Origin of the sequence: Pseudomonas sp. ICMP 561 (genome assembly GCF_002699985.1) — a bacterium.
GTDB classification, from domain to species: Bacteria; Pseudomonadota; Gammaproteobacteria; order Pseudomonadales; family Pseudomonadaceae; genus Aquipseudomonas; species Aquipseudomonas quasicaspiana.
Genome location: NZ_LKBT01000067.1, coordinates 191,408 through 214,769 on the forward strand (window position 1 = coordinate 191,408; position 23,362 = coordinate 214,769).

General features: G+C 58.2%; 20 protein-coding genes, 1 tRNA gene and 1 riboswitch. Of the genes, 12 read left to right on the forward strand and 9 right to left on the reverse strand.

Annotated features, from left to right (window positions below):
• Positions 1-51: 51 nt before the first annotated feature.
• Both pfkB and ptsP read right to left on the reverse strand, forming a co-directional pair.
• Positions 52-993 (reverse strand): 1-phosphofructokinase, encoded by a 942-nt coding sequence (pfkB, locus tag AO242_RS26360; protein ID WP_027902208.1) that lies wholly within the window; start codon positions 991-993, stop codon positions 52-54.
• Entirely contained in the window at positions 993-3,854 is a 2,862-nt protein-coding gene (gene ptsP / locus AO242_RS26365; protein WP_099270979.1) for a phosphoenolpyruvate--protein phosphotransferase, read from the reverse strand. Before ptsP ends, pfkB begins: the two co-directional genes overlap by 1 nt.
• Before the next feature lie 327 nt (positions 3,855-4,181).
• On the opposite strand from ptsP, the gene cra reads away from it, so the two are divergent.
• The gene (gene cra, locus AO242_RS26370) at positions 4,182-5,177 is read left to right on the forward strand and encodes a catabolite repressor/activator (RefSeq protein WP_099270980.1); all 996 of its coding nucleotides are present in this window, start codon (positions 4,182-4,184) and stop codon (positions 5,175-5,177) included.
• On the forward strand, positions 5,174-5,959 hold the full coding sequence (locus tag AO242_RS26375; protein WP_176560701.1) for a TatD family hydrolase: 786 nt from the start codon (positions 5,174-5,176) through the stop codon (positions 5,957-5,959). The genes cra and AO242_RS26375 overlap by 4 nt, the downstream gene beginning before the upstream one ends.
• A gap of 134 nt (positions 5,960-6,093) precedes the next feature.
• Here AO242_RS26375 and ampE read toward each other — a convergent pair whose 3' ends face one another.
• From ampE to AO242_RS26390, 3 genes are all read right to left on the reverse strand, one after another.
• The gene (ampE, locus tag AO242_RS26380) at positions 6,094-6,930 is read right to left on the reverse strand and encodes a regulatory signaling modulator protein AmpE (protein WP_099270982.1); all 837 of its coding nucleotides are present in this window, start codon (positions 6,928-6,930) and stop codon (positions 6,094-6,096) included.
• Between the two features lie 16 nt (positions 6,931-6,946).
• Positions 6,947-7,495, reverse strand: coding sequence for a 1,6-anhydro-N-acetylmuramyl-L-alanine amidase AmpD (gene ampD / locus AO242_RS26385; protein ID WP_099270983.1), 549 nt, complete (start codon positions 7,493-7,495; stop codon positions 6,947-6,949).
• 244 nt (positions 7,496-7,739) lie between these two features.
• Positions 7,740-9,992, reverse strand: coding sequence for a DUF1631 domain-containing protein (locus AO242_RS26390; RefSeq protein WP_099270984.1), 2,253 nt, complete (start codon positions 9,990-9,992; stop codon positions 7,740-7,742).
• 358 nt (positions 9,993-10,350) lie between these two features.
• Here AO242_RS26390 and nadC point away from each other — a divergent pair, with 358 nt between their 5' ends.
• Positions 10,351-11,199 carry a carboxylating nicotinate-nucleotide diphosphorylase gene (nadC, locus tag AO242_RS26395; RefSeq protein ID WP_099270985.1) on the forward strand — a complete coding sequence of 283 codons (849 nt, stop codon included), beginning with the start codon at positions 10,351-10,353 and terminating at the stop codon, positions 11,197-11,199.
• A gap of 356 nt (positions 11,200-11,555) precedes the next feature.
• Here nadC and AO242_RS26400 read toward each other — a convergent pair.
• Both AO242_RS26400 and AO242_RS26405 read right to left on the reverse strand, forming a co-directional pair.
• A tRNA-Thr gene (locus AO242_RS26400) sits at positions 11,556-11,629 on the reverse strand.
• A gap of 61 nt (positions 11,630-11,690) precedes the next feature.
• Positions 11,691-12,125 carry a pilin gene (locus AO242_RS26405; RefSeq protein WP_099270986.1) on the reverse strand — a complete coding sequence of 145 codons (435 nt, stop codon included), beginning with the start codon at positions 12,123-12,125 and terminating at the stop codon, positions 11,691-11,693.
• 224 nt (positions 12,126-12,349) lie between these two features.
• Between AO242_RS26405 and pilB the strand changes: the two genes are divergently transcribed.
• From pilB to yacG, 5 genes are read left to right on the forward strand one after another with little or no spacing between them, the layout of a single operon-like run.
• Positions 12,350-14,044, forward strand: a complete 1,695-nt coding sequence (gene pilB / locus AO242_RS26410) for a type IV-A pilus assembly ATPase PilB (RefSeq protein ID WP_099270987.1) — start codon at positions 12,350-12,352, stop codon at positions 14,042-14,044.
• Between the two features lie 2 nt (positions 14,045-14,046).
• Positions 14,047-15,267 (forward strand): type II secretion system F family protein, encoded by a 1,221-nt coding sequence (locus AO242_RS26415; RefSeq protein WP_099270988.1) that lies wholly within the window; start codon positions 14,047-14,049, stop codon positions 15,265-15,267.
• A 2-nt stretch (positions 15,268-15,269) separates the two neighbouring features.
• Positions 15,270-16,142, forward strand: coding sequence for a prepilin peptidase (locus AO242_RS26420; RefSeq protein ID WP_099270989.1), 873 nt, complete (start codon positions 15,270-15,272; stop codon positions 16,140-16,142).
• Positions 16,139-16,762 (forward strand): dephospho-CoA kinase, encoded by a 624-nt coding sequence (gene coaE / locus AO242_RS26425; protein ID WP_099270990.1) that lies wholly within the window; start codon positions 16,139-16,141, stop codon positions 16,760-16,762. Before AO242_RS26420 ends, coaE begins: the two co-directional genes overlap by 4 nt.
• Positions 16,759-16,959, forward strand: coding sequence for a DNA gyrase inhibitor YacG (yacG, locus tag AO242_RS26430; RefSeq protein WP_027902143.1), 201 nt, complete (start codon positions 16,759-16,761; stop codon positions 16,957-16,959). The genes coaE and yacG overlap by 4 nt, the downstream gene beginning before the upstream one ends.
• Before the next feature lie 37 nt (positions 16,960-16,996).
• Here yacG and AO242_RS26435 read toward each other — a convergent pair whose 3' ends face one another.
• Positions 16,997-17,464, reverse strand: coding sequence for a hypothetical protein (locus AO242_RS26435; RefSeq protein ID WP_099270991.1), 468 nt, complete (start codon positions 17,462-17,464; stop codon positions 16,997-16,999).
• 429 nt (positions 17,465-17,893) lie between these two features.
• Between AO242_RS26435 and AO242_RS26440 the strand changes: the two genes are divergently transcribed.
• From AO242_RS26440 to AO242_RS26460, 4 genes are all read left to right on the forward strand, one after another.
• Positions 17,894-18,523: a DUF1780 domain-containing protein gene (locus AO242_RS26440; RefSeq protein WP_027902141.1), complete on the forward strand. Its 630-nt coding sequence runs from the start codon at positions 17,894-17,896 to the stop codon at positions 18,521-18,523.
• On the forward strand, positions 18,520-19,029 hold the full coding sequence (locus tag AO242_RS26445) for an MOSC domain-containing protein (protein ID WP_099270992.1): 510 nt from the start codon (positions 18,520-18,522) through the stop codon (positions 19,027-19,029). The genes AO242_RS26440 and AO242_RS26445 overlap by 4 nt, the downstream gene beginning before the upstream one ends.
• A 282-nt stretch (positions 19,030-19,311) precedes the next feature.
• Positions 19,312-20,610: an NAD(P)/FAD-dependent oxidoreductase gene (locus AO242_RS26455; RefSeq protein ID WP_099270993.1), complete on the forward strand. Its 1,299-nt coding sequence runs from the start codon at positions 19,312-19,314 to the stop codon at positions 20,608-20,610.
• A 310-nt stretch (positions 20,611-20,920) separates the two neighbouring features.
• Positions 20,921-22,426: a methyl-accepting chemotaxis protein gene (locus tag AO242_RS26460; protein ID WP_099270994.1), complete on the forward strand. Its 1,506-nt coding sequence runs from the start codon at positions 20,921-20,923 to the stop codon at positions 22,424-22,426.
• Positions 22,427-22,574: 148 nt separating this feature from the next.
• On the opposite strand, the gene mntP is transcribed toward AO242_RS26460, so the two are convergent.
• Positions 22,575-23,141 carry a manganese efflux pump MntP gene (gene mntP, locus AO242_RS26465; protein ID WP_099270995.1) on the reverse strand — a complete coding sequence of 189 codons (567 nt, stop codon included), beginning with the start codon at positions 23,139-23,141 and terminating at the stop codon, positions 22,575-22,577.
• 5 nt (positions 23,142-23,146) lie between these two features.
• Positions 23,147-23,319, reverse strand: a riboswitch (yybP-ykoY riboswitch).
• Positions 23,320-23,362: the final 43 nt, after the last annotated feature.

Genomic DNA, 23,362 nt, shown 5'->3' on the forward strand with positions numbered 1-23,362 from the left:
TGATCGCAGCCTTCGGCAGCTCCTACACCGACCATGCAGTGGCCGGTTCCTTTATCTTTCCGCCAAAGTGCGAACGTTCACGCCGCCTTCGAGCTTTTTAAGCTGTGCATTATCAGTAATGCCAAACCCGATCTGGGTTACCGCCATGGCGGCAATTGCCGTAGCAGTGCGCAGGGTTTGCTGAGCCGGATGGCCGCTAAGCAAACCGTGCACCATGCCCGCCAGCAGCGAATCCCCGGCACCTACCGTGCTCGCGACGGTGACTTTCGGCGGCAACGACTGCAACGCGGTCTCGGCGCTGAACCAATGCACACCTTCGGAACCCTGCGAAATCACCACATGCTCAATGCCTCGGGCGCGCAGGCTGGCTGCGGCTTCGGCCTGAGCGGCGATGGAAATGATCGGCGCGTCCAGCGCATCGGCCAGTTCTTCAGTATTGGGTTTGATCAACCACGGACCTGCCGCGAGACCGGCACGCAAGGCCAGGCCACTGCTGTCCAGGGCGACTTTCAGACCAAGATCTTTCAGACGGACCAGCAACTTGTGCAGCCATTCCGGGCTGACACCGCGCGGCAGACTGCCCGCAACCACGACGGCATCAAACTGCGTCGCGATCTGCTCAACACGGGCATACAACGCTTGCTGTGCGTCCTCACTGACCATGGGGCCGGGGCCATTCAGGTCGGTGATGCGTCCACTCTGCTCCGCCAGCTTGATGTTGCTGCGGGTTTCCCCCGGCACGCGAACGAACTCATCGACAAAGCCGCGACGCGTAAACAACGCCTCGAACGGTTGCTGATTGTCGACGCCGAGAAAGCCAGCGACGGTTACTTGATGCCCCAGATCAGCCAACACCTGGGCAACGTTCAAACCTTTACCCGCCGCATGGCTGAGCATGGCTTCACTGCGATTGACTTGCCCGAGCTGCAACGGTCCCAACTGCACAGTCAGGTCGAGCGCGGGGTTCATGGTCAGGGTCAGTATCTTGGCCATTACAAAGCCTCCACAAGGGCACGCACTTCGGCGGCGCTGCCCACCGTCAGCGCGTTCTGCGCCAGTTGCTTCACCGTACTCAAATTCAATTCACGCACGCAGGCCTTTACTTCACCGATGCTGCGCGCTGAAACACTCAACTCATCCACGCCAAGGCCGACCAGCACCGGCACTGCCAACGGATCCGCCGCCAGTTCGCCGCAGATACCAACCCACTTGCCATTGGCATGGGCCGCACGCACGGTGATGTCGATCAGCTGCAACACCGCCGGGTGCAGGCCGTCAGCCTGCGCCGACAGGGTCGGGTGGCCGCGGTCGATGGCCATGGTGTATTGGGTCAGGTCGTTGGTGCCAACACTGAAGAAGTCCACTTCTTTGGCCAGCAAGGGAGCAAGCAACGCGGCCGACGGTACTTCGATCATGATGCCGATCTGCAAGTCCGCAACCGGGATTTCTTCCCGAAGACGCAGCGTCATGTCCCGCGCCTGACGCCATTCTTCAACGGTGCCGACCATCGGGAACATGATGCGCAGCGGACGATTGTCAGCAGCGCGCAACAAGGCGCGCAGCTGGCTTTCCATGACCTGCGGACGTTGCAGGGTCAGACGAATGCCGCGCACACCGAGGAACGGGTTTTCTTCTTTGTCGATGGGCCAGTAAGGCAGTGGTTTATCGCCACCGACGTCCAGCGTACGAACCACCAACGGGCGGCCTTGCAGGTCGTCCAGGACGCGGCGGTATTCAGCTTCCTGAGTGGCCTCGTCCGGTGCCTGCGAGTGAGCCATGAACAGCAACTCGGTGCGCAACAGCCCGATGCCTTCCGCACCCTGCTCTACCGCAGCCGGTGTACCGGCGCTGTCGCCAATGTTGGCGAACACTTCAACCGCGTGACCGTCGACAGTCAGTGCAGGCTCCATGCGTTTGGCGGCAGCAGCCTGCAGACGTTGTTCGCGGTTGTCGCGGTCTTCAGCGGCGCGCTGCAGCGTCTCGGCATCTGGCGCGACAGTCAGACGACCTTTCTGGCCGTCGAGCAATAGCACCGTTCCAGGCTTGAGCAACAGCACGCCATCACCGGCACCTACCAGCGCAGGGATGCCCAAGGCACGGGCCACAATCGCGCTGTGCGCCGTGGCACCGCCACGCGCAGTCAGGATGCCAGCCACTTGAGCGGGATCCAGTCGCGCCACATCAGAGGGCCCGACTTCGTCCATCACCAGAATGTAGGGTTCGTCCGGGGCAGCGACGTTTTCGATACCGCAAATCTGTGCCAGTACGCGACGGCCAACGTCGCGCAAATCCGCTGCCCGCTCAGCCAGAAGCACGTCCTGCAGTTGTTCTTGCTGACGCGCCGCGCTGTCGATCACATTGTCCCAAGCCGCCGCAGCGCTCTCGCCCTGTTTAAGGCGCAAAATGACTTCGTTGATCAACTCAGGGTCATCGAGCATTTCGACGTGGGTAATGAAAATCTCGCGAATCGCCTTGGCCTTGCTGCGTTCAATAAGACCCTGAATGTCCTGACGCACTTCGGTCAGGGCTTTTTCCAGACGCTCGCGCTCAATGGCCGCCGACTCGCCCTGCAGCGGGTAATCAAAAGCTTGCAGCACCTGAATATGTGCTGGGCCGATGGCGATGCCCGGCGATGCCGGGACCGCAGTGATCTGAGCACCATCCAGCGGCGCTGGCGTTTCCGGAGCAACGACTGCGGCAACGGGTGTCGGCGAAGTTGCGGTCGGTAGCGGTTCGACTTCTTCGCCCAGACCTTGCTCGACGGCAGCCAGCAAAGCAGGCAGCGCATCGGCGGCGACACTCGGCTCGGCAATGAACTCCAGCACCTGGCCACGGCGAGCGCCCAGGCTCAGCAGCTTGCTCAAGCTTTTGGCGGAGACCGCACTCTCGCCGGTGTCCAGCACACGAACGCGAATATCGCCTTCAAACTCCTTGGCCAGTTGCGCAAGCATCTTCGCCGGACGCGCATGCAAGCCATGGGCGTTAGCCAGCGTCACGTGTTGTGTTGGCCATTCAGCGGGCACTTCGCCGCCCAATGCTTCAAGCACCGCACGGTTGCTGGTGGCCTGGCCCAGTTCGTGGCCTCGACCTTCAATCAGCAGGGAGCACAAACGCTCAAGCAACGTCTGGTGCGCTTCGCCCAGACTGGCGAGGCAGAACAACCCGGTGAGCGGCTGACCAAGATAACGAATCGGTTTGTCCGGCGTGACGAACGCCAGGCCTGGGCGTTTGACGGTCTGTTCGCTGTGCAACCACCACAGGCCATCACCCAGAGACAAGGCTTCAACCTGCTGGAGCACGGCAGCGAAGCCGTTATCGACGCAATCGGCCTTACGTAGCAAACGAGCACCACGCCAGACCAGTTCCTCGAAATCGTCCGCGGTAACCCCAAGGCTGATCAACTGGCTATCAAGGGCCAGCTCTTGCGGCGCGCCTTGCAACAGTTTGAGCAGCGCTTCAGGGCTCTCGGCCAGACGCAGGGCTTCGCCAATATCGTTTTCGCCAAGGGCACGCGTCAGGAGTTGCAAGAGGCGTAAATGCTCGTCGGATTTGGCAGCGATACCAATGGCCAGATAGACCATGTGGCCGTCGCCCCAATCCACGCCCTCGGGAAACTGCATCAGGCGCACGCCGGTGGAAAAGACCTGATCGCGGGTTTCGGGGGTTCCGTGGGGGATTGCGATGCCCTGACCGAGGAAGGTCGAACCTTGTTTCTCGCGGTTCTGCAAACCGGTCAGGTAGCCGTCGGCAACCAGGCCATCGGCAACCAGAAGGTCAGCAAGCAGTTGCAAAGCGGCGGGTTTATCCGCGGCCGTCTGGGCCATGGATATTTGCTCAACAGTGAGCTCGAGCATGCCTGTCTCCTGTACAGCGCGGGCACGCGCCTGATTCTTGTTTTAAGGACGATCACGGTTTGATCGACAGCTTAGGTGATGAAACAGATAAACGATCAAAGGTATGCCTATGACAACAGCAACGAAAAAAGTTGCTGAAACGTTTAATCTAAGTTGCCGCACGTTACTCGATTATCTCTGCAGGTTGAAGAGCACGAGGTCCAATGTAGCCCGGCTAACGCAAATAAACCTGAGAACATTGAGGGTGGACGATGGTCTGCTGTGCAGATCGGCCGCTTTCGGTGAGAATCTTCTCTGATGAGGCATCCATAACAAAAGGAATCACGAGTGAAGCTCAGTGATATTGCACGTCTGGCGGGAGTGTCCGTCACCACGGCCAGTTACGTGATCAACGGGAAGGCCGAACAACAGCGCATCAGCAATGCCACCGTCGAGCGCGTTCAGGCGGTTGTTGAAGAGCACGGCTTTCGCCCCAACCCTCAGGCCGCAGGCTTGCGCAGCCGCCACACCCGCACCTTGGGATTTATCCTGCCCGACCTGGAAAACCCCAGTTACGCGCGGATTGCCAAACTGCTGGAACAGGGCGCTCGGGCGCACGGCTACCAATTGCTGATCGCCAGCTCCGACGACGACCCTGTCAGCGAGCTGCAATTACTTCAGCTATTCCGCGCCCGTCGCTGTGACGCACTGTTTGTTGCCAGTTGCCTGCCCGCCAGCGATGACAGCTATCGCGAGCTGCAGGATAAAGGCATGCCGGTCATCGCCATCGACCGGGAAATGGACGCCCGACACTTTTGCTCAGTCGTCAGCGACGACCACGACGCCAGCCTGCAACTGACCCGTAGCCTGCTGCAAACGAAACCCCGACACATCGCGCTGATTGGCGCCCGACCCGAGCTGAGCATCAGCCGTGCCCGGGCCAGCGGTTTCGAGGATGCGCTGGCGGGCTTTGAAGGTTCGGTGATCATCGAGCACGGCGAGGCGTTCAGCCGGCAATGCGGCCAGCAATTGATGCAGGATATTTTTGAGCGACTGGGCGATTTCCCGGACGCGCTGATCACCACCTCATACGTCCTGTTGCAGGGTGTTTTCGATGCGCTGCAAAGTCGCGCCGTGAACCCGGCGCAATTTCATCTAGGCACCTTTGGTGATACGCAATTGCTGGACTTCCTGCCTTTGCCGGTCAATGCCATGGCTCAACAGCATCAGTTGATTGCAAGCGCTGCACTGGATCTGGCTTTGGCTGCGATTGAAAAAAATCAGTACGAGCCGGGTGTACATGCCATCGTGCGGACGTTCAAACAACGCATTCACGAGGACTGAATGTGACGCTCATTGACACCCACACGCACTTGGACTTCGACGATTTCGATGCAGATCGAGCAGCAGTTCTTGACCGCTGCCGACTGCTCGGCGTCGAGCGCATGGCGGTGCTGGGGGTGTATGAGCGCAACTGGCAGCGTCTCTGGGACCTGACGCTGGAGAATCCCTCGCTGTACGCCGCATTCGGCCTGCATCCGGTGTACATCGACGAGCATCAGCCGGAACATCTCGATCAACTGGCTGACTGGTTGACTCGCCTGCAAGGTCATCCGCAGTTGTGTGCGGTAGGGGAAATTGGCCTGGATTACTACGTCGAAAGCCTGGACCGTCAGCGTCAGCAGCAGGTTTTTGAGACACAGCTGCAACTGGCTGCCGACTTCAACCTGCCCGCACTGTTGCATGTCCGTCGCAGCCACGCCGACGTGATCGCCACCCTCAAACGCTTCAAGCTCAAGCGCAGCGGCATTATTCATGCGTTTGCCGGGAGTCGTGAAGAAGCACGGGAATACATCAAACTGGGTTTCAAACTCGGCCTCGGTGGGGCCGCGACCTGGCCTCAGGCGTTACGCATGCACCGGGTCATCGCCGATCTGCCGCTGGACAGCATCGTGCTGGAAACCGACTCGCCGGACATGGCACCTGCCATGTATCCGGGTCAGCGCAACAGCCCGGAGCATTTGCCGGATATCTGTGCGGCGTTGGCCGGATTGATGGGTATTGCGCCTGAGCAGTTGGCTAAGGCGAGTACCCGGAATGCTAAAGAGCTATTTGCCTGGATTTGATTGAAAACGGTCTGCCTGTGGGAGCGAATTCATTCGCGAATACGGTATTTCAGGCAATAAATTATCAGCGTCTGAACCTGCCTCTTCGCGAATGAATTCGCTCCCACAGGCTTGAGCCCGTCGATAAATAATCGTTAAACCAACAACGTCCACAACGCAAACCCGGCGTACCAGACAATCGCGGCGCGGATGAGCAACTCCCAGAGCACGTCCAGGCTGTTGACGCCTTCCGCCCCCACCACCGGAGCAGGAACTTCACCGGCCACGCAGCCGACTTTGGCAATCAGCTGAGCGGCGCTGATATCCCAGTTGAGCAGTTCATGCAGCATCACCCGAGTGACCGCGACGAAGTTACCCACCAGCGCGAAGCTTGCCGCCAGCAGACGTACCGGAATCCAGTCGAAGGCATGGCGCAGTTGTGCAGCGTTTTCTGCCACGCCCGGGGTCTTGCCATGCTCGGCAGCCAAGGCCAGCAAGCGGTAGGCTAATGCGGCTACCGGCCCCAGCAGGAAGTACCAGAAAATCACCGCAAAGAAACTTTGATAGGCCTGCCATAACAAGTGGCCCTGCACGCCTTTGAGCAAATCTTCGCTGTTGTCGGCCAGCACACCCATGTCGCGCTCGGCAACATGTACCGCAGCCTGCTCGTCTCCGCGGCGGCAAGCGTCACGAAACGGCCCGAGCGCGGCAATCAGATCGCCACGCCCCAGGCTGTAAATCAACACCAGCAGATGCACCGGCAGTGCCAGCCAGCCATTGGCGACCGAGCCCAGTACCACCACAATCAATGCCACCAGCAGGACCGGCAGCAACACGCTCAGCCCAAGAATCAACCAGGGGTGCGACGCCATCCGCGGACTGGCTTCAAGCCTGGCCAGTTCAGCCCGCCAGATACCATCCCGCTGGACACGCTCACGCAGCGCCGAAAACTTCTCGATCAAGACCGCCAGCAGTAACACCAGAAAACTCATTTACCTGTCCCTCACTTCAAGCCTGCAAGGCCGCTTTGAAACGCGACCAGTCAAAAAACGGCCCCGGATCAGTCTTCCGACCCGGCGCGATGTCGCTATGGCCACAAATGCGTGCGCTGCTGATCGCCGGATACGCTGACTGTAGCTGACGGGTCAAATCAATCAGGGAGGCGTATTGCGCATCCGTGAACGGCTGCTCGTCAGTGCCCTCAAGCTCGATGCCAACGGAAAAGTCGTTGCAGGTTTCCCGCCCCTCGAAAACCGATACGCCTGCGTGCCAGGCCCGATCCAGACAGGAAACGAACTGAGTCACCTCCCCGTCCCGCTCGATCAGAAAATGCGCTGACACGCGCAGATCCGCAATCCCTTCAAAATACGGATGCTCGGTGACATCCAGTTGATTCTGAAAAAAAGCCTGCACCTTGCCGGTCTTGAACTGGGCAGGCGGCAAACTGATGTTGTGAATCACCAATAAAGAGATTTCACCCGCAGGGCGCGCATTGAAGTTGGGCGATGGGCAGTGATGGATGCCATGGCACCAGCCGCTTGCACAATCGAGCTGCATGAATGTTCCTTGCACGGATAAATCGACAGGGACAAGTATGCCCGCTATGAAAAAAATAGGGAGGGTGTAAATGGATGAGGATTGGGTAGGAAGAGTCTGGAGTTAAGACATCCCGATGAGCGACTGAAATACAAAACCCCGTAGGACTGGCTTTAGCCGGGAGAGGGTCGGCACATTCACCACGTTAGCTTCGGGCAAATGTCCTCCCGGCTAAAGCCGGTCCTACGGTTCGTGGCGGCTCGGACTACGCGCCCTTGAGCTTACGCAAGTTACCCATCACCGACTCCAGCGCCCGGTCAAACAACAGCGCATCGTCGAGCACGCGGATGGTGCCGCGACGGAACTCCATGGCCAGACCCACACGGGTCTTTTCCAGGACTTTCATGCCGGTGCGGTTAACGAATACATAACGACCGCTTGGCTCGACGATAGCCGCCAGCTTGCAGCGCAATTTATGTTCTTCGTCTTCCTGAATTTCTACCCACCCGCCCAGACGCAACTTGTCGACCTGAGCCAGACCCGCATCGTCTTCCGGAAGACGCGACGAAACAGGCTCGTTGAAAACCTGCTCGCCCGGAGCAATCAAAACGATCTCTTCAACCACCTGAATCATCGCCGGGCCGTGCGATTCCTCGGCTTCAGCAGATGCGGAAGAGCCGTTGGCCGCATCGTCCTGAGCGCGCGAGAAATGCTGAAACGCCTGTACATGCAGCACTTCCAGCTGACTGAAGAACTCGCTGGTCGCAAACGGATCGAACGCGGCGCTGGTCAGGCCTTCACGGAGTGCCTTCAGCAAGCCAGGCACCAGGTCCAGCAGACGCTGCCTGGCTTCAGGCTCTTCATGCAGCTCGACACTCCAGACCAGATCATCCATGGCGGCCAGTCCAGCTTCCCACTCGGGAGAATCATCGCCATGCTTGAGGCAAGTCAGCAGCAATACTTTGCTCCAGGCTTCCTGCAGCAAACGCACGACCACTTCAGGCAACACCTTGCCGAGCAGACGTTGATTCAATTCCTGCTGCACCCGCTGACGGGCCAGCTCGGCGCGCGCACGGCCTTCTTCGGCATCACGGGTGCGCTGTTCAAGCAATTCGCTACGGCGGCGCTCATCGCTGGTGAAAGCGAGAAAATCCACCAACAGCTCAGAGAAAATCGCTGGGTCATCGACAAAGTCATTCAGCAGACGCTGCACGATTTGCTCGACGCGGACATACAGCGAGTCGCGCTGATAGTCATCACGACCGCCCCAACCCAATGCGGCAGAGGCGATTTCGTTGAGCAGACGCCGCGCTGGATGGCTGCCGCGGCTGAAAAAGCTCTTGTCGATCACCGCGACTTTGAGCATCGGGATTTGCAGACGGCCGATCAGCGCACGCAGTGAAGGCGGCAGATTGCGGTCATCGAGAATGAATTCAAACAGCATGGCGATCAGGTTGATGACGTCTTCGTCACCTACGCCCACCACGCGGAATTTGCCGCTCTTGACGCTGACACGAGTCAGCAATTGCTCCAGCTGGTTGCGCAGATCGAAGTCTTCCGGCATCTCCGACGACGGAACATATTGCTGCATGTGCGACAACAGACGCAGCAGGTCCTGGCTGGAAATCGGCCGGGCTTCCGCACTGGCCTCATGACGCGGTACGAGATTACCGCGCACTTGTAACAACAGCTCCTGCAGTGCAGAGAAAGCGTCCTGCACACCTTTGTCCAGCTTGTCTGCGGTCTGCGCCAGAAGCGGGTCGGCAAAAGACTCGACGCTACGGCCAGGACGAGCGCTGCGATCAGTGGAGCGACGCGCTGGCACCGCTTTGAGCTCAGGCAAAATGCCGGTAGCGATCAAAAGCTGGTTAGCCTCGCTGTACAGATCATCGGTGTCAGCCAGAACGTACTTCTCAAACAGCTTGAGCACGATCAGCTTGACCTTGATACCCACGCCAAGGCTGCGCCCGGCCTGCAGGAAGTAATCACACAGCATCGCCGGCCCCATAGGGTTGGCTTCGTTGGTCAGGGGCTGAGTAACCAATTGGTTCAGACGGGTGGTCAACTGGGCAAGCGCAGTGCCGTCACGGCTGAGCACCTTAGTGACCATCGCATCGACGGCCACAGTCTTTTCCAGGTCGTCGTTATGAACCAAGGAAAGCTTGTCGAATGACACCGGCGTCGCGATTACGGGCTCGGAGACCTGATACTGACCCAGGCGCAAGAAGGCGTCATAAAACTTGTCGAGAAACGCGCGCTCGATGCTTTTGCGCTTGAGACGCAGGTCGCGCATGGCTTCAAAGAAATTGTTCTGTTCGGAATTGCTCTGCGCACGGTCCGCCATGTCAAACAGCGTGTCGTCGGCGTTATCGAACAGTTCCTGCAACGCTTCCTTGAGTTGCTGAGCGGCCTTGTCACGAACCTGCAGCAATACAACAGGCAGGCGCGCAAGGGGCGAATGAGACGCCAGGTCGGGATTAGCTTTAGTTAACGGCACAACATTCTCGTCGTTTTGCATCAAGCCACCTGCCAGGCAACGTCATCGATCCCATCACAAGCCGGGCCATATCCCGGGCATGTGAAGCAACCCCCCGATTCATTTCGCCACATGTCAAACCTGTGACGTCAAATACAAGTCGCAACATTTAAAATATATCCGATCTGCCAGAGATGTCTTGTTCTTTACATTTCGTCTCCGGCTAGCGGATTGACGCGTGCAGAGGTAGACCGCGAAAAACGCGTTCTATCGCAATGAAATGTAAAAAACCGACCAACTGTCATCCGTTCATGGACTGGCAAACGCCCGCAGTAGATAGGGTGCAGTGAGTTCCGTGGGCAACGTGCCTTATACTCGGCTCACCTGAATGGAGTCCGCCATGCCGAATCTACAACTCGCCACCCTCACCGCAGAAATCGAAGCCAACGTACGTCGTGCGTTGCTGGAAGACGTCGGCAGTGGCGACATCACCGCCCAATTGATTCCCGCTGAACGCCTGGCCAAAGCCACGGTGATCTCCCGGGACGCTGCGGTTATCGCCGGCACGGCGTGGGTAGATGCGGTATTCCGGCAGCTGGATCCGCGGGTCGCGGTGCACTGGCAGGTGATGGACGGTGATCGGGTGCAGCCCAATCAGCCGCTGTTCCATGTCGAGGGCCCGGCTCGCTCACTGCTGACGGGCGAGCGCAGCGCACTTAACTTCCTGCAAATGCTCTCAGGGGTTGCAACTAAAGCCCGGCATTACGCTGACATCGTCGCCAATACTCAGGTCAAATTACTCGATACCCGCAAAACCCTCCCAGGCCTGCGCCTCGCACAAAAATACGCCGTAACCTGCGGCGGTTGCCACAACCACCGCATTGGTTTGTTCGACGCCTTCCTGATCAAGGAAAACCACATTGCAGCCTGTGGCGGCATTGCCCAGGCCATCACCGCCGCGCACAAGATCGCGCCGGGTAAACCGGTAGAGATCGAAGTAGAAAGTCTCGACGAGTTACGCGAAGCGCTGGACGCCGGGGCCGACATCGTCATGCTCGACGAACTCAGCCTCGACGACATGCGCGAAGCCGTGCGCATTAATGCAGGCCGGGCGAAACTGGAGGCCAGCGGCGGGATCAACGACGATACATTGCTGGTAATTGCCGAAACCGGCGTGGATTACATCTCGATTGGGGCGATGACCAAGGATGTGAAAGCGGTAGATTTGTCGATGCGGTTGAGTCTTTGAGGTAGACCCCGGACTCCCACAACGACGCAAAATCTGTAACTCCGTCGCGCAGCAAACACGCCCCCTGTAGGAGTGAGCTTGCTCGCGATGGCGGAGAGTCATTCGCCAACCATCTTTGGGATTCACTCGCCCCTGTAGGAGCTCACCGAGGTTACGAGGCCAGCGATGGCGGAGTGTCAGACAAACCGCTATCGCTGGCCTCGTAACCTCGGTGAGCTCCTACAGGTCCAGCATTTGACGCGGGATCACCGGATTCATCTGGATTCGACCTGCTCAGCACGAATGCCTCACGCATCAGCTATACCGCACAAACGCAAAAGCCCGATCCAGATGGATCGGGCTTTTTGGGTCTGCGGTGCCGAAAACAGGAATCGAACCTGCGACCTTCGCGTTACGAGTGCGCTGCTCTACCGGGCTGAGCTATTTCGGCGATCACCTCAATAGGTAAAGCTAGCAGCTAGGTGGTCAGCGCACTGCATCATCTCAAGTCATCAAGGGCGGCAGTTGGCTGGGCGGTATTGGGCAGCGATGGTGCTGGTCGCGGTGCAACCCCAAGTTACGCTGTTGTTCACGCCCTGCCCAGGAGTCAATACAAAGGTCTGACCGCGAATAATAGTGTTTACAGGCGCACCGGGCCCTGCTGTAGCAGTAATAACACCGCCAGCTCCGATTACGACAGAAGCAGTGTAGGTACCCGATGCGCCGCCATAGCCAGCGGCAGCATTAGTGGCAGGAAACACGCCATTAGTCTGATAAGCCTCTGCAACGGCGACCTTAGCACCATCCGCGAGCGCCACTAGCTCAGAAACCTGTGCGCGGATTGTGTAGTCCTGATATGCGGGGATGGCCACCGCTGCAAGGATGCCAACGATAGCCACGACAATCATCAGCTCAATCAGCGTGAAACCTTTTTGTACTTTTTTCATTGGTACTGCTCCGGTGCGTCAATAAGGTGTTGCGTGCCTGTCCCAAAGCATAGGTCATGCCAAATACTCTTCAACCCTCCTTTATTGCTAATTCTCTAGCCAACGGCGTAACCGCAAGTCCCTGCCGGATTACTGGCGGACAATTTACGTCACCTTGTCTTGCATCATTGGCAGCGTCGCCCGACTAGGCTATAAACCCATGACTGTATGGGGTTGGTGGATTTATGAGTGACGTTGTCCTGACCGGTTTGGCCAAGCAATTGGTAGCTGCCGAACTTTTGACTGAAAAAGCGACGCAGCAGGCGTTTCTGCAAGCCCGGCGCGACAAGGTTTCGCTGATCAGTTATCTGGTGCAAAACCGCTTGGTCAAGGCCCTGGCTCTGGCGGAAATGTCGTCGGACCAGTTCGGTCTGCCGTTTCTCGACCTCAATTGCCTTAATAAAGAAGAGCAGCCCAGAGGTGTGGTGAGTGAAAAGCTCATCCGTCAGCACCATGCCCTGCCGCTGTGGAAGCGCGGCAATAAGCTTTATATCGGTATCTCCGACCCGGCCAACCAGCAAGCCATCACCGATCTGCAGTTCAACACCGGGCTCGCCATCGAAGCGATTCTGGTAGAAGACGACAAGCTCAGCGACGCCATCGAAAAGTTTTTCGATGGTCACACCTCTCTTGGGGATTTAGGCGATGTCGATCTCAGCCTGGAGGTGGTGTCAGGCGGAGAATCCAAGGAGACGTCCCTAGGACAGGATGACGCCGACGATGCGCCGGTGGTGCGCTTCGTCAACAAGATGCTGATGGACGCCATCCGCCTCGGCTCGTCCGACTTGCACTTTGAGCCCTACGAAAAGACCTTTCGGGTTCGCTTGCGCACGGACGGCATTCTCCATGAAGTCGCCAAGCCCCCTATCCACCTTGCAAGCCGCATTGCAGCGCGTCTGAAGGTCATGGCCAGCCTGGATATTTCCGAGCGACGCAAACCGCAGGATGGCCGGGTCAAGCTGCGCATATCGAAAACCAAGGCTATTGATTTCCGGATGAACACCCTGCCGACGCTGTGGGGGGAAAAGATCGTGATGCGTCTGCTGGATCCGACCACGGCAAAAATGGGCATTGATGCATTGGGCTACGAGCCTGAGCAGAAAGCCCTGTACCTGGAAGCACTTAAACAACCGCAAGGCATGATTCTGGTCACAGGCCCTACCGGCTCGGGTAAAACCGTGTCGCTGTACACCGGCCTCAATATCCTCAACACCGTGGATATCAATATTTCCACCGCCGAAGATCCGGTTGAAATCAACCTGGAAGGCGTCAACCAGGTCAACGTCAATCCCCGTCAAGGAATGGACTTTTCCCAGGCACTTCGGGCCTTTTTGCGTCAGGATCCTGACGTGATCATGGTCGGTGAGATTCGCGATCTGGAAACGGCGGAAATCGCCATCAAGGCTTCGCAAACCGGGCACATGGTCTTGTCCACGCTGCACACCAACAGCGCCGCCGAAACCCTGACTCGCTTGCACCACATGGGAGTGGCTGCGTTCAACATCGCCACCGCCATCAACCTGATCATTGCTCAGCGTCTGGCGCGCAAGCTGTGCCCGCACTGCAAGAAGGAGGCGGACATTCCTCACGACACGTTGATATCGGAAGGCTTCCCGGCAGACAAAATCGGCACGTTCAAGGTCTATACGCCGGTAGGCTGCGACCAGTGCAATGGCGGCTATAAAGGCCGCGTGGGGATTTACGAAGTGGTCAAGAAGACCCCCGCTCTGGAGCGCATCATCATGGAAGAAGGCAACTCACTGGATATTTCCGTGCAAATGCGCAAGGACGGCTTCAATGACCTGCGCACCTCCGGCCTGATCAAAGCCATGCAGGGCGTCACCAGCCTCGAAGAAGTCAACCGCGTGACCAAGGACTGATCATGGCCAGCAAAGCGGCGAAAGTTATCGTTTTTACGTGGGAAGGCACCGACAAGAAAGGCGCGAAGATGACCGGCGAACTGACCGGCCATAATCCGGCGCTGGTCAAGGCGCAGTTGCGCAAGCAAGGCATCAACCCGACCAAAGTGCGCAAGAAACCGGTTTCGATCTTTGGTGGCGCCGGGAAGAAAATCAAACCGCTGGATATCGCGTTTTTCTCTCGCCAGATGGCAACCATGATGAAAGCCGGGGTGCCGCTGCTGCAGTCCTTCGACATCATCGCCGAAGGTTCGGAAAACCCGAACATGCGCAAGCTGATCGAAGAAGTGAAAAGCGAGGTCGCAGCCGGTAACAGTTTCGCCACTGCACTACGGCAGAAGCCGCAATATTTCGACGACCTGTACTGCAACCTTGTAGACGCCGGTGAGCAGGCCGGTGCGCTGGAAGCCCTGCTGGATCGAGTGGCGACCTATAAGGAAAAAACCGAAAAACTCAAAGCCAAGATCAAGAAGGCCATGACCTACCCGATCATGGTGATGCTCATGGCCTTTGTCGTTTCAGGGATCATGCTGCTTTATGTAGTGCCGAAGTTTCAGGACATCTTCGCTGGTTTCGGCGCAGAGCTGCCGGCGTTCACCCTAATGGTAATTGGCCTGTCAAAATTCGTTCAGGACTGGTGGCTGATCATTCTGGGACTGATATTCGCCAGTACTTTCCTGTTTCGACGCAGCTACAAAGGCTCACAGAACTTCCGTGATAGCGTCGACCGCAGCCTGCTGAAAGTCCCGGTTATCGGCCCGTTGATTTATAAATCTTCGGTCGCGCGCTTTGCTCGTACCCTGTCCACCACCTTCGCTGCCGGTGTGCCGCTGGTGGAAGCGCTGGACTCAGTAGCAGGCGCAACCGGTAACGTGGTTTTCCGCAACGCAGTAAACAAGGTCAAGCAGGATGTTTCTACCGGCATGCAGCTCAACTTCTCCATGCGTGCCACCGGCGTATTCCCCAGCCTTGCCATTCAAATGACCGCCATCGGCGAAGAGTCGGGCGCACTGGACTCGATGCTCGACAAGGTCGCGACTTATTACGAGGATGAAGTCGATAACATGGTAGACAATCTGACCGCCTTGATGGAGCCGCTGATCATGGGCGTGCTCGGCGTCATCGTTGGCGGTCTGGTGATCGCCATGTACCTGCCGATCTTCAAACTCGGAGGCGCAGTCTGACAATGCTGCTTGTTGATTTCCTGGCCAGCTCACCGCTGGCCTTTGTTTTATCCGCACTGATTCTTGGCTTGCTGGTGGGCAGTTTTCTCAATGTGCTGATTTATCGCCTGCCGATCATGATGGAGCGCGACTGGCAGGCTCAGTCCCGGGAAATGCTCAAACTGCCCGCCGAGCCTGAAGGCGAGACCTTCAACCTCATACTGCCGCACTCCCGTTGCCCGCATTGCACCCATCAGATCCGCCCATGGGAAAACCTGCCAGTGCTCAGCTACCTGTTTCTGGGTGGCAAATGCTCAAGCTGCAAAGCACCGATCAGCAAACGTTACCCGCTGGTGGAACTGACCTGTGGCCTGCTGTCCGGCTACATCGCCTGGCACTTCGGTTTTGGCTGGCCTGCGGCAGCGATGCTGGTGCTGAGCTGGGGCCTGCTGGCCATGAGTCTGATCGATGCCGACCACCAGTTGCTGCCTGACGACCTGATCTTACCGCTGCTGTGGATGGGCCTGATCGTCAACTCGTTCGGCCTGTTCACCAACCTGAGCGACGCGCTCTGGGGCGCAGTAGCCGGTTATCTGGTGTTGTGGTCGGTGTACTGGCTGTTCAAACTGATCACCGGCAAAGAAGGCATGGGCCATGGCGACTTCAAATTGCTGGCCATGCTGGGGGCCTGGGGTGGCTGGCAGATCCTGCCGTTGACCATCCTGCTGTCATCGCTGGTCGGGGCCATATTGGGCCTGATCATGCTGCGTTTGCGTAATGTCGAAACCAGCACGCCGATCCCCTTCGGTCCCTATCTGGCCATCGCAGGCTGGATCGCTTTGCTCTGGGGTGGTCAAATAACCGACTCCTATTTGCAATTTGCCGGTTTCAGATGACCCCAACCGCTCAAAAACCCTGGATTCTCGGCCTTACCGGCGGCATCGGTAGCGGCAAGAGCGCCGCAGCGCAGTGCTTCATTGATCTGGGCATTCATGTGGTCGACGCCGATCACGCCGCGCGCTGGGTGGTTGAACCCGGCCGTCCGGCGCTGGCACAAATCGCAGAACACTTCGGGCCGACGGTGCTGCATGCCGATGGCACGCTGAATCGAGGTGCCCTGCGCGGCTTGATTTTCGAGAATGCCGAACAACGCCGCTGGCTCGAAGCCCTGCTGCACCCGCTGATCGGCACCGAAATCCAGCGCGATCTGGCCAGCGCCACCTCGCCTTATGCGATTCTGGTTTCGCCCCTGCTGGTCGAGTCCGGCCAGTGGAAAATCACTCAGCGCGTGCTGGTCATTGATGTCCCACAAAACGTGCAAGTCCAGCGCACCATGCTGCGCGACAGTTCCAGTCAGGAGCAGGTCGAGGCGATTATCAAGGCCCAGGCCAGTCGCGAAGATCGATTGAGTCGTGCCGATGATGTGCTGGTCAATGACCGGGACGCTGCCTGGCTGCGAAGCGAAGTCCAGCGGCTGCACCACTTTTATTTAACTTTGTCCGGAGGCCAATCATGAGCCAACCAATGACCGTCGATTGCCCAACCTGTGGCGCCCCTGTGGAATGGAGCGCCGCCAGCCCTGCCCGGCCGTTCTGCTCTGAACGCTGCAAGCTGATCGATCTCGGCGCATGGGCGTCGGAAGAACATGCGATTCCGGTCAGCCCGGATGCCGAAGACGAAATGTTTTCCGGCGATCTGCCAGACAGGCATTGATCTGTACGTGACTGAGCCTGACCTGATCAGGCTCGGCTCACGGCTTCTCCAGCGCTTCGCGAAGCGCGTCCGGTCCGTTGAATTCTTGCCGCTCCAGCAACTTGCCATCCTTGATCTGCAACCACTGAACGGCCGCTGCATCCCCGCCATAACCCGGCGCGATCTGCGCTTCGCGGTCCAGCGCTACCCGATACGAGTAAACCCTGCGCATTTTCGGCACGGCAAAAAACTTGGTGACATACGCAGGCATCGGCTCGATGTTGGCGATGAACACAGTGTGCCGGACCTCCAGAAAACCTTTGGGTTTGTCTTTGAGTGCCTTCTCCATGATCTTGCCCGCGCTCATGCTGCTGGCGACCAGAATGGTCTGGGTCTTTTGCGGGTCCATCACATACGGCTCATCAAACTGGTCGAACAGACTCCAGGTCGGCACCGGATCCCCGATTTCAATGGCCTGCGCGGTAAACGGCAACAGGATCAACAGCAGAATGGGCCAGAGTTTCAAGGGTGCAACTCTCCTGAGTGGAGTGGAAAAGCCAACACCATAGCGGAAATGGGCGTTGGGTTGGCTGGTCGTAACACCGACGCGCCTTCCTTTGGCTTGGTCTGAAGCGTAATTAACGCAATCTGCCGTAGGAGCGCGCTTGCCCGCGATTCGATTTCATGGCCAAACATATTTAGCGCCCGTGCCAACGTGATCGCGGGCAAGCGCTCTTATCAAACACCATGCAAACTGCTGGATTGAAATAGATTTTCTGTAAGAGCTGCCGAAGGCTGCGAAGCATTTATCCAGGCACACCGCGATCGCAGCCTTCGGCAGCTCCTACAGGCCCTCTGTCTGCCGCGAGACAGCAGGGCCGCTCCTACCTGCGTTGTATTCGAAATGCACAGCAGCATCTTCCAGTTGTAGCTATTAGAACGCTAAGCTTGGCCCATGGATGACTCAGACTACCTACGCCTGCTCACGATCCAGGCCGAACAAGCCAACGCGTTTCTTTCCAATGCGCGAAAGTGGGAGCGTGAGCGATGGGTTTGTGAGCGTCTGCTGCAAGGCCTGAACATTACGCATCGTCACGAAGACTTCACCGCAGCCGTGCAGGAACCGCCCGACGTGCTGTTTCGTGACGCGCGTTTTGAAGTGTTCTTCGTCCTGGATGAAGGCCGTCGCCTCAACGATGAGTGGCGCGAGGAGCTGGCGCGCAGGCGTGGCGCATTTTCCCTGAGCCAACTGGTGCGCCGCGAAGCCAAGCCCAAACGCATTCCTGCAAGCGATCTGCTGCAACGGCTGGGGCCCACACTTCGCAAAAAAGCCACCAATTACAACGAACGCGGTATCGACCTGAGTGGGCTGGACATCATCGCCTTCGCCAGCCTAAAGCGCGAAGTACTCGACTTGAACAGCCATTTCCCGCCGCCCACCGAGTATCTGCGCCAGGGTTGGCGTTCCTTGTCACTGGTGGGCCCAACCTTTGCCCGAGTGTTATTTGCCCACCCGGGTGCTCCGGATTTTCTGCGAACCAACCTGGGTCGCAGCGTGGTTTTCGATGTTGGAATCAGCTTATGAGCCCTCTGCAAGAACTATTGGCCGACGTACCGCAAACCGGCCAGGTGCGCTGGATTGGCGTACGTCCTGAATCCCGTGGCGACATGGTCGAGCTGGATGCGGTGGAAGCACGCCGCGAAGCCGGCCTGACCGGCGACCATGCGCGCCCCGGCCCACGCAATGCGCGGCAGGTCACGTTGATTCAATGGGAGCATCTGGCGGTGGTCAGCTCCTTGCTGAACCGACCCGAAGATCAACCCATCGTGCCTCAGGACCTGCGCCGCAATCTGGTGATCAGCGGCATCAATCTGTTCAGCCTCAAAGGGCGTCGCTTCAAGATCGGTCAGGCCGTTCTGGAAACCACTGGCTGGTGCCAGCCTTGCGCCCGGCTGGAGCAGCGTCTTGGGCACGGCACCTTTCAGGCAGTACGTGGGCATGGCGGAATTACTGCGCGAGTGATACAAAGCGGCATCATTCGTCTGGACGATTCGCTGCGGGTCGAACCGCTGGAACTGATTGCCGAATAACCGCTGCGCCCTTTTCTGAGACGCTCATGTCCAGTCGCCTGAAACCCAACGACCAAACGCGTGTCGAAGCATGTGTCGATGAGTACCTGCAAGCCCCCACGACCAAGTCGAGCGCCGGCCTTTTGTCCCTGGCTGCTCCTTTTCGGGGTGGCTGCAATGGTGGTTGGCCTGGACGTGTCGAGCCTTTTGTTGAGTTATCTGACGCTCTGAGCAGCAGCAAGACAGCGCTCGCGAGGATCAACTCACTCCCCCCGAATTCCTTAAACCTTATGAGATATCCCTATGACTCATCGTATTGTCATCGTTGGCGGCGGCGCTGGCGGTCTGGAGCTGGCGACCCGCCTGGGTAAAACCCTGGGCAAGAAAGGCACGGCAAGCGTGACCCTGGTCGACGCCAACCTGACCCACATCTGGAAACCGCTGCTGCACGAAGTCGCGGCAGGTTCGCTCAACTCCTATGAGGATGAGCTGAATTATGTGGCTCAGGCCAAGTGGAACCACTTTCAGTTCCAGCTCGGCAAAATGACGGGACTGAACCGTGAGGCGCGGCAAATTCATCTGGCCGCCACGCTGGATGAAAACGGTCTGGAACTGGTTCCTGCGCGCAGCCTGGATTACGACTCGCTGGTGATTTCGGTAGGTAGCACCACTAACGACTTCAATACGCTGGGTGCGGCCGAGCACTGCCTGTTTCTTGATTCGCGCAAGCAGGCCGAGAAATTCCACCAGCAGTTGCTCAACCACTATTTGCGCGCTCACGCCGGGCAAGTCGACCACACCCAGGAAATCACCGTGGCCATCGTCGGTGCAGGTGCGACTGGCGTCGAGCTGGCGGCTGAACTGCACAACGCGGCTCACGAACTCGCGGCTTACGGATTGGGCAAGATCAAACCGGAAAACCTGCGCATCACGGTCATCGAAGCAGGCCCGCGGGTGTTGCCTGCATTGCCTGAACGCATCGGTGGGCCGGTGCATAAAACCCTGGAGAAACTCGGCGTTACGGTGCTGACCGATGCTGCCGTAAGTGAAGTCACGGCCGACTCGCTGATCACCGCCAGCGGGCTGGTGATTCCAGCCACGCTCAAGGTCTGGGCCGCAGGCATTCGTGCACCGGCCTTCCTGCAGGAAATCGACGGGCTGGAAACCAACCGCATCAACCAGCTGCAGGTGCTCCCAACGCTGCAGACCACCCGCGATGAAAACATCTTCGCGTTCGGCGATTGCGCAGCCTGCCCGCAGAAAGGCTCGGACCGTAACGTCCCGCCTCGCGCGCAGGCGGCTCATCAGCAAGCGTCACTGCTGGTCAAATCCCTGAAGCTGCGCATCGAAGGCAAGTCGCTGCCGGAATACAAATACACCGATTACGGCTCATTGATCTCTCTGTCGAAATTCTCGGCAGTGGGTAATCTGATGGGCAACCTGACCGGCAGCGTCATGCTCGAAGGCTGGCTGGCGCGGATGTTCTACGTTTCCCTGTACCGCATGCACCAGATGGCGCTTTACGGCACCTTCCGCACGCTGATGCTGATGCTCGGCAGCCGTATCGGCAAAGGGACCGAGCCGCGGATGAAGCTGCATTAATAACTGCTCTTTTCTGTAGGAGCTGCCGAAGGCTGCGATAGCTCTACGCTGACATACCGCTATTTTTCTGTAGGAGCTCACGAGCACCGCGAGGCAGCGATGGCGGTCTGGCTGATACACCGCCATCGCGGCCTCGCGGTGCTCGTGCGCTCCTACAGATCTAACGTTTGGCGCACGACAGCGACGCGCCTCCATATCCATTGTGTGCAGCAACTGCACCAGTAATGGCATTCCGCTTCTTTAGTCCAACCGACACAGGCATACTCGGCGTCCAGGCGGTTCCATGAAATGGATGTTGAGGATTTGCGTTATGTCGACGGTGCCCCGTTTCACTGATCATTACCGTAAAGCCGACCGCATCATGCTAGGGCTGCTGTGGATATGTTTTGTCTACGCCCTGGGGCTGGCGACTATTTACTCGACCTTTGGCCAGGCCATTCTGGTCGGTGGCGGCACCGCTCTGGCGATGACCGCGCTTTACCCGACACTGCGTGGCACCCGCTTGTTTCGTTGCCTGACGGGCGTGGCCCTGATGGTCATGGCGGGCCTGCACATCAACCAGACCCAAGGCGTCATTGAAGTCCACTTCGGGATTTTCGCGTTGCTGGCCGTCCTGACGTTTTACCGGGACTGGCTGCCCATCGTTGTCGCAGCGGCCACCATTGCGGTTCACCATCTGTTGTTCCATGTGCTGCAACATCAAGGCTACCCGGTGTACGTGATGCAACATCACGGCGGCTGGGGTGTGATCTTCATTCACGCGGCCTATGTCGTCGCGGAAAGCGCCATCCTGATTTATCTCGCCATTCACAGCTATAGCGCGGCCAAAGAAAGCCAGGATCTGCTGGACAAGATCCTGCAGGCGGCAACGCGCCTGGATAACAGAACGGCCGTCACTGAAAATCGTGCCGGCACACACTCGGCACAGCGCTTTGATGATTTCCTGACGTTAATCACCCACACCGTTGGCGGCGTCATTCACGAGACCCGCGGGTTGAGCGACATGGGTCGCAAGCTCTCTGTCACCGGCGAAACTCTGGACAAAGGCGCGCAGCAGCAACTGGCGGAAATCACTCGTATGGTCGACGCTATGCAATCGCTTACCACGGCTCTGGACGACATCTCGCAACATGCTAGCCAGGCACATCAGGGTGCCAATAAAGCCAATGAGCAGTTGGTGAAAGGCCGTGAGTCGGTGGATCAGGCCAGCAAGGATATCGCCAACCTGGAGTCCTCCATCAGCGGAGCCAATCTGAGCGTGCAGTCGCTGGCCGAACAGGCAGAAAAGATTGGCAAGGTGATCAACGTGATCCGTGAAATCGCCGAGCAAACCAATTTGTTGGCGCTGAATGCCGCCATTGAGGCTGCCCGCGCCGGTGAGCAGGGCCGCGGATTTGCCGTAGTGGCCGATGAGGTTCGCGGCCTGGCGCAGAAGACAGCAGGCTCGGTGGACGAAATTCGCCAGATCGTTGAATCGTTGCAGAAGGAAAGCCGCACCGCAGCCGACTCGATGCGTACCAGCGGCGAAGAAGTCGGTCGTTGCGTACAGGCCAGTCAACTGGGCTCTGAGCTATTGAAAAGTACGGTTGCCGATGTGCTGGAGATCCGCCGGCTGAACGTACTGATCGCAGGCACCACAGAGCAGCAATCCGCGGCATCGGTGGGTATCAATGATCGCTTGACCGCGGTCCACGCCATTGCGCAGAACAATGCCACGGATGTCGTTACCCTGATCCAGTGCAGCAAAGACCTGTCGCCGATGGCGAACCGGCTTGAGGCGCTGGGCGCGGCGTTTGCGGTGAAAAAACAGCTGTAATTGCTGAGACGCTATCTCTTTCTGCCGCGCTGTCTCGCGGCAAATACTGGACCTGTAGGAGCTGCCGAAGGCTGCGATTGCGGTCTGCCAGGATGAATGCTTCGCAGCCTCGCGCTGCTCGTCAGCTCCTACAAAATGCTCGCGTTGACTACGCCGACAAGTGCTCATACAAGATCGTCGCGCCGACCAGTATCAGCACCACACCGCCAATAATCTCGGCGCGCTTGCCGACCATGGTGCCCAACACCCGGCCCAGCATCACACCAATGGTGACCATGGTCATGGTCGCCAGACCGATTGCCGCCGCTGCGACCAGAATATTCACGTCTACAAATGCCAAGCCAACCCCGACGGCCAGCGCGTCGATGCTGGTAGCGAAAGCAGTAACAGCCAGAATCAGGAACGAATGCTGACCCGCTTTTTCCTCGGGCTCTTCCTCATCCTGCTTCACGCCGTTGTAGATCATGTGCAAGCCGAGAATCAGCAGCAGCGTGAAGGCGATCCAGTGGTCCCAGCTTTCAACGAAGCTGCTGGCGGCATTACCGATGGCCCAGCCGATGACAGGCGTGATGGCTTCAATCACACCGAAAATCACACCGGTGCGTAGCGCTTCGATAAAACGGGGTTTGTGCAGGCTGGAGCCTTTACCGATGGCCGCTGCAAAAGCGTCCGTGGACATGGCCAGGGCAAGGAATATGAGGGAAATGGGATTCACGGTTTACTTCCAGTCGGGCTATGAGTCAACGACACATCCACACGCCCGACTTTAGGCATGGATATGTCGCTGGTCTCGCCAACCAAAAAAGGTGTTCGTACCACGGCTGCTGCCGAGAATGTTGATACGAACGCTCCTGAGATAACTCAGCAGCAGGCTACTCCCCAACGAAGGTGGGCATCATACCTGTAAAGGGCATGAAAATATCGTCAAACGGTTCA

Excerpts from the sequence above, each read along its gene's own strand:
- ampD (WP_099270983.1), bottom strand. The coding sequence starts at position 7,495 with ATGCAGCTCGATTGTGCAAGCGGCTGGTGCCATGGCATCCATCACTGC.
- pilB (WP_099270987.1), top strand. The coding sequence starts at position 12,350 with ATGAGTGACGTTGTCCTGACCGGTTTGGCCAAGCAATTGGTAGCTGCC.
- yacG (WP_027902143.1), top strand. The coding sequence starts at position 16,759 with ATGAGCCAACCAATGACCGTCGATTGCCCAACCTGTGGCGCCCCTGTG.
- pfkB (WP_027902208.1), bottom strand. The coding sequence starts at position 993 with ATGGCCAAGATACTGACCCTGACCATGAACCCCGCGCTCGACCTGACT.
- AO242_RS26445 (WP_099270992.1), top strand. The coding sequence starts at position 18,520 with ATGAGCCCTCTGCAAGAACTATTGGCCGACGTACCGCAAACCGGCCAG.
- coaE (WP_099270990.1), top strand. The coding sequence starts at position 16,139 with ATGACCCCAACCGCTCAAAAACCCTGGATTCTCGGCCTTACCGGCGGC.
- AO242_RS26415 (WP_099270988.1), top strand. The coding sequence starts at position 14,047 with ATGGCCAGCAAAGCGGCGAAAGTTATCGTTTTTACGTGGGAAGGCACC.
- AO242_RS26390 (WP_099270984.1), bottom strand. The coding sequence starts at position 9,992 with ATGCAAAACGACGAGAATGTTGTGCCGTTAACTAAAGCTAATCCCGAC.
- ampE (WP_099270982.1), bottom strand. The coding sequence starts at position 6,930 with ATGAGTTTTCTGGTGTTACTGCTGGCGGTCTTGATCGAGAAGTTTTCG.
- AO242_RS26420 (WP_099270989.1), top strand. The coding sequence starts at position 15,270 with ATGCTGCTTGTTGATTTCCTGGCCAGCTCACCGCTGGCCTTTGTTTTA.
- ptsP (WP_099270979.1), bottom strand. The coding sequence starts at position 3,854 with ATGCTCGAGCTCACTGTTGAGCAAATATCCATGGCCCAGACGGCCGCG.
- AO242_RS26440 (WP_027902141.1), top strand. The coding sequence starts at position 17,894 with ATGGATGACTCAGACTACCTACGCCTGCTCACGATCCAGGCCGAACAA.
- AO242_RS26405 (WP_099270986.1), bottom strand. The coding sequence starts at position 12,125 with ATGAAAAAAGTACAAAAAGGTTTCACGCTGATTGAGCTGATGATTGTC.
- AO242_RS26460 (WP_099270994.1), top strand. The coding sequence starts at position 20,921 with ATGTCGACGGTGCCCCGTTTCACTGATCATTACCGTAAAGCCGACCGC.
- AO242_RS26455 (WP_099270993.1), top strand. The coding sequence starts at position 19,312 with ATGACTCATCGTATTGTCATCGTTGGCGGCGGCGCTGGCGGTCTGGAG.
- nadC (WP_099270985.1), top strand. The coding sequence starts at position 10,351 with ATGCCGAATCTACAACTCGCCACCCTCACCGCAGAAATCGAAGCCAAC.